General features: G+C 68.6%; 2 protein-coding genes and 1 pseudogene. All 3 read left to right on the top strand.

Annotated features, from left to right (window positions below; genetic code table 11):
- Positions 1-3,415, top strand: a pseudogene (locus tag DQW06_RS28290) (hypothetical protein); the annotation flags it as partial.
- Between the two features lie 122 nt (positions 3,416-3,537).
- Positions 3,538-4,305, top strand: a complete 768-nt coding sequence (locus tag DQW06_RS28285) for an immunity 49 family protein (RefSeq protein WP_232833190.1) — start codon at positions 3,538-3,540, stop codon at positions 4,303-4,305.
- Between the two features lie 46 nt (positions 4,306-4,351).
- Complete coding sequence (locus tag DQW06_RS28280) at positions 4,352-5,779, top strand: DUF6177 family protein (RefSeq protein WP_117199624.1); 1,428 nt, start codon at positions 4,352-4,354, stop codon at positions 5,777-5,779.
- Positions 5,780-6,061 lie beyond the last annotated feature (282 nt).

Raw genomic sequence — 6,061 nt, 5'->3', positions numbered from 1 at the left:
CCCCTCCCCCTCCCCCGACTACATCGAGACCCTGGCCTCCGACCTGCGCAGCGCCGGGGAGTCGGTCGGCGACACCGGAAACGACATCACGTCCGCCTGGAGCGGTCTGAGGTCCCACTACAAGGCTCCCGAGGCGGAACACCTCTACTCCGTGCTCGAACCGGTGGCCGCTGACGGCGACACGGTCTCGACCGACCTCGGCCACGCAGCGAGCGCGCTGGAGACCTTCGCCGCGGACCTGCGCGACATCAAGTCCCGCTGGTCCAGCCTGAGCGCCGAGGCCTTCGAGTTCCGGGCCCGCATCGACGCGAAGGGCGATGACTGGCGCAAGGCCGAGGGCGTGGCCGGTTTCTTCGGGATCGGCGAGAACCCCGACGTGGAGGAGAACCAGCGCCTCATCGACGAGGGCATCCGCATCATCGAGGACTACGCGGACGCCGAGCTCGCCTGCGCCAACGCCATCAACCGGTTCGTCCCGGACCGCACCCCGTTCGAGAGGACGCCCTCCGGGGACGGCGCCCTCGACCCAGACGTCTTCTACCACGGCTACGAGGAGGACCTGTCGGACCTGGCCACCGAGTGGGACATGGGCGGGGCCGTCACCGACGAGAGCTGGTTGGTCGACGGCTGGGACGCGGTGTGGGACTTCGGCGTCGGGGCGGTCGAGGGCACAGGCGCGATGCTGGGCATGCACAGCTCCGAGGGCTGGTTCAACATGTCCTGGGGCGACGCCCTGTACGAGTACCACGAGAGCAACATCCAGTCCGTGGCCTCGCTGGTGGGCATGTACGACGCCGAGTCCGACAGCTACGGCTGGTCGGGCTGGGACACCGTCGGCTCGGCGTGGAAGGACCTGGCCCACTCGGTGGTGCCCTGGGAGGAGTGGGGTGAGCGACCCGGCTACGTGATCGGAACCGCCGTGCTCAACATCGGCGTCACCGCCCTCGGCGCCGCGCTGTCGGCCACCGGTGTGGGCGCGGCGGTCGGCGTCCCGCTGATGGCCTGGCGCGGTATGGCCATCGTGGACGGTATGGGCGGTCGCGGCGGTGGCAGCGGATCCGGCGGTGCGGCGGACGTCAACGTGGACCTGCCCGCCGGCATCCCCGCCTTCGGGGGCAGCGGTGCCCCCGTCGTGCGGATCGACACCAGCGTCTTCGACCCCGACGGACTCAGTCCGCGGCAACTGGGTGACCTGAGGGGGTCCTTGGACCGCTTGCAGAGCATCGCGAACGACCCCGCCGACGGCTCGCACGCGGACGGGTCTCCTCCGCCGCGGTCCGCGCCCGTCCAGGGTGACAGCGATCCCTCCGAATCGAGGGGGCCCACCGCACGACCGGTCGCGGACCGGGAGACCGGGGCGAACGAGAGACCCTCCAGGGCCGAGCCCGAAACCGACCGTGCCGGGGTGGACGACGAACAGGCCCTCCTTGAGGAGGTTTCCGGGGAAGAGCGCGGCAGCTCTCCCGTGCCGGTGATCGAGGACGCTTCGGACACCTCCCACCGGTCCTCGCCGACCGAGAGCGGTTACCAGGACCCCACCGCCGAGCAGCTCAGCGAGAGCGACAGGCTGCTGCGACAGGTCAACGGCATGTTCACGGCTGAGGACCACGCGGACTTCCAGGTCAACCAACGCGCCGAGACCGCCCTGTACGAGGGCGACCGCGCCACCGTGGACACGGACTCCTCTTCGCTGAAGGACTCCCAGGTCGCGGAGAGGTACGGGCTGGACGGCCGCGCGAACGCCGCGTTCTCCGACATGCGTGCGGTGGCGAGCGACTACCCCCATGTGAACTGGGAGGGTGGCCCCGGTGACGGACGGGACGTGCGGGATGGCCGCGACGAGCCCGAGGCCGACAGGGAGTACGCGACGACGGGGCCGCGTCCCCACGCAGACACCGCGAGCGCGCAGAGAGCGATCCCCCACAGCCGGGTCCAGCACGTGGACCTGGGGGACAGCGGCGGCCACCGGATCGACGCCTCACAGGTCGGTGCACCTGACGCGCGTATTGGCTCCGACTCCGGGTTCCGCCACGACCGCGGCGCCGACACGGAGACCCGTCGTCCGGTCGCCGTCAACAGGGCCGACTCTGTTTCGGGTGGCGACGGCGGCTCCGGCGTCACCACGCCTCTACGGGGCGACGGCCCCTCCGGCCGCGACGGATCCGACCGGACCGACGCCGTCGATGCCGTCCCGGCCGTGGTCACCCCGACGCGTGCCAGCGTCCCGGGGTCCTCCGGCGGTCCGAGCGGAGGAACCGGCGGTTCCGGGAACCAGAACGGCCGGAGCGGGTCCGGCGGCACAGGCCCCCGGAATCCGGTGACCAACAGCAGGATGTCCAACCAGGAGAGGTTCGCCGCCGCTCAGAAGTACCTCAAGGGCCGGGTGTGGTCCTCCGGCAAGCAGTTCGTGCAGGACTTCATAGATCTCATCAACCGGGAAAAAGGCCTTTTCCGCATCTACTACAACGAGAATAACAATCACCGGTGGAGCGAGAAAGCAACGATCGGCAAGTGGGGCGTTCCCCAGATCCAATGGTCCGAATCGCTGCGGCGATGGGTCGCTAAAGACAAACTTCCCCCCGCCGCACCACCCGACTACCTGTTCCCCGAGAAGCGTTTCGTTTTCCCGCGACGCGAAAACCATGCGGAAAACGGTAAGCTCGATTCCCTGGCACAGGAGAGAATTCAGAAAATCACAGACCTGAAAAAACGCACGCAAGATTTCGAAAAGGAGGAGAAGAACCACAAGAAAGACAAAAACCACCCTCATGTCACGGAGGCGAAAGCAAAGAAGTCGACCGCACATGACGAGATGGGAAGGGCCAGCGAAACCTACGGAGAGGAGGCCGCCAAGTCTTACATCAAGGAGATCTTCAATGGAAAAAGGACCTATGACACCATTAAAAGGCATGGAGGCAAGAAAGTAGTTCACAGCAAAATGACTCTGCCCAGGATTGAGGGAGGAAACCTCCTAGACAAAGTTGACACGGCCCCCGGTAGCGGAAATTACCAATTTGACCAGATCTACCGAACCAGCGACGGCGGCTTCGTCATCGTCGAGGCAAAGGGTGATGAGAAGACCAGACTGGGGGACAGAAAAGTCGGCTCCGGCGCAAACGAGAGACGAATCTCACAAGGAGTATACGAGTACCTCAGGGCAACATTCGCTGACATGGAATATCGCGGCCTAGGGGATACTAGGGACGAAGAAGAGCTCAAGAAAAAGGGGATTATCAATGAAGAAGACCTCGCAGACCAAATGAAACAGGCCCTGCGAGACGGGAAACTATACTATGCTGAGGTCAAGGGAATCACCACGGAATCAGGAGAGCACGGTGGCGTCACCTTCGGACTGTTCGACATCTCCGAGGGCGAAGAATCAAAAATCGAGGAAGACAAGGAAGAAAAAGGATAATGACACCGCATCCTCGTCGGCATGACGCGAGCATGCCCGGATACAAGCGCTACCTGGCAAAGATCGAAAAGAAGCGTGAAACAGAGATCACTGGCATGGTGAAGGCGCCGTTCACCGCTGGCATGTCTCTGGACAGCGTGGCGCTTGGTGCCAGGGTCACCCTCGCCATGGACCCGGACGCCTCCGAACTGGTCACCTGGGAGGCCTGGACCACCTGGATGCAGGTCTCAGAAGCCGTCTTCGCCATGTCCACCGCGCCCCCGGACACCACGGTCGAACGCCTCATCAACCACAAGACTCGCACCCTGGGCGCCATCGACCCCGGCCCCACCAGCGACGCCGGAACCTGGATCGACGCGTTCTTCCTCGCCATCACCTGCCGCGACGAGGAGCGCGTCCGCTCCCTGTGCCAGATCCCCGTCTCCTTCCTCAAGGAAGCCGGAGAACGGGACGGCGGAGGCTACGACGACTACATCTACCCCTGGGTCGCCGCCCTCCAGGACTTCATCCTCAACCGGCCCGAACTCGGCGACAACCTCTACGAGGCCATGCGGCTCTCCGATCCCGACCACGCCGAGATCAGCAGCGCCGAGAACCTGAACACGTTCGTCTTCCCCCCGATGAACGCCCTGTACCGGCTCGCCGAACACGACACCGCCAAGTTCGACGAAGCCATGGCGCAGGGGATCCAGCTCTTCCACGACTACTACACCGCCGACGAGGAGCGCACCAAGGACGTCATGGGCGCGGTCCCGCTGTTCCTGCTCGGCATCGCCTGCCTGGCCTACGACACGAACCAGCTCGCCCCGGACTTCGCCCCCGACCTCAGCTCGGACTACCTGCCCAAGCACATCCTCCAGCGCAGCTGGCACGGGGAGTTCCCCATCTGACCGGCCAGGCCCCGCCCACCGATCCCCACCCCGTGAAGGAACACCGTTGAGCCATGACGTCGTCGCCCTCCTCGCCGAGAGCCCCAGCCGCCGCTCCCTCCTGGACGCGCTGGTCGCCGCCGGACCCAGACTGCGGGTCCGGCTCGTGGCCGAGGGCACCGTGGTGCAGCTGCGCGACGACTCCGACCGCCTGGTGATCGCCATGCAGGCGGCGCAGCGGCTCGCGGTGTCGGCGGAGGCCGACCGCCTCCTGGAAGACGGGATCACTGACGACCTGCCCGCGCAGCCGCTGTGGGTCGAGGTCCGCGGAACGGAGCTGGCGGACACCGACACGGCCGCGACGGCACGCCGGTTCGCCCACTGCCTGGTCGAACGGCACGGCGGGGCGGTGTGGGAACCGGAGCCGCGGCTTCCCCGGGGCGACCCGCACCTGTTGGGAGTGACCGACCACCCGGCGGTGAGCGCGGTGACCGGGGCGAACGCCGTCCTGGTGCAGGACCGGCCCGTGGTACCCCTGTCCAGTTGGTTCGTGGACGCGCTGGCCGAGCACGGCCGCCGGGGCCGGGGCCTACAGGTGGTCACCCCCTCCACGAGCGTCATCACCCACGCGCTGCGCTGGTTCCTCAGCAGGCCCCGTGCCACGTGGGTCGTGCGCGCCCCGGACGGGCGCTACCACGACGGCTTCAACGGCCTGCCGCTGGTGTGGGACGCCGGGACCGGCTTCGTGCCCGACCCCGGGGTGAACGCGGAGGACGGCCCCAACGAGGCCTTCCGGGCGTCGGCCGACGAGGAACCGGGCACCCACCTGCACGTGGACCTGAGCGTCGACCACCCGGTCGGCGACGGCCTGCTGCTGGGCACCACCGTGGAACTGCTCGCCGAGCGTCTGGCCGGAGGCGCGCCCGCGGTGTGGGGCGTCTCCGAGCCCCTGACCCGGGCGTGGGACACCGAACGGGTCACGGCCATGGCGCGGCGCCGCTCCCCCGGTGAGACCCTGCTGGCCTTCGCCGGTCAGCCCGAGGGCGTCCGGGAGGAGGGGGCACGCCCTCTGGCGGGGAGCCTGAGGGTGTCGCGCGCGCCGTCGGGGGTGCGCGAGCGGATCCTGTTCTCGGTGGGGTACCGGCCGGGTGAGGAACCCGACCTGGACGCCCTCGAACCGCTGGTGCGCGAGCTGACCGCGCGGGACGGCCTGCGCAGCATGACCGTGCACCGCGCCCTCGGGCGCGCCGACCTGACGTACGCGCCCCGGTGGGCGGGCGTGTCAGTGCCGGTCGGGCTGGCGGTGGGGCCGGAGGGGGTCCTGGATGCGGGACGGGAACGGGCGCTGGCCGCTCCGGTACCGGGCGTCGCCTTCGGCCCGCCCATGGCCCCGCTGGTCTGGTACCGGATCGGGGACGGCGTGGAGCCCGACGCCTGGAGCCGCTTCCGGGAGCTGATGGAGCACCTCGACCCCGAAGGCGCGTCCGCACGCTGACGGAGCACCCGAGGCCCGAATCAGCGTCCGCGCCCTGACCGGACACCCCGAAGCCGAAGCCCCCCGAGCCCGGGAACGGAACGGTCCGCGACCCTGACGGAACACCCCCGCGCTCCGGCACCGCTCCCGCCCCGAGGCGGCTCCGTGCGCTGGGATCCCGGCACCGCCCCGGGGACGCGGCCCCGACGCGGCGCCGCCCCGGGGCGTCTCCGACGCAGGGCTCGGGATCCGCCCGCCACCCGCCGCGCGGGGCGGCCGTGGGCCCCGGCCGGGGCCCACCCG

The organism is Nocardiopsis sp. TNDT3 (genome assembly GCF_003427465.1).
Lineage (GTDB): Bacteria > Actinomycetota > Actinomycetes > Streptosporangiales > Streptosporangiaceae > Nocardiopsis > Nocardiopsis dassonvillei.
This window is presented reverse-complemented; position numbering and strand designations above follow the sequence as displayed.

Bases quoted from the DNA above. Each gene is read 5' to 3' on its own strand.
- DQW06_RS28285 (WP_232833190.1), top strand. From the start codon at position 3,538: ATGTCTCTGGACAGCGTGGCGCTTGGTGCCAGGGTCACCCTCGCCATG.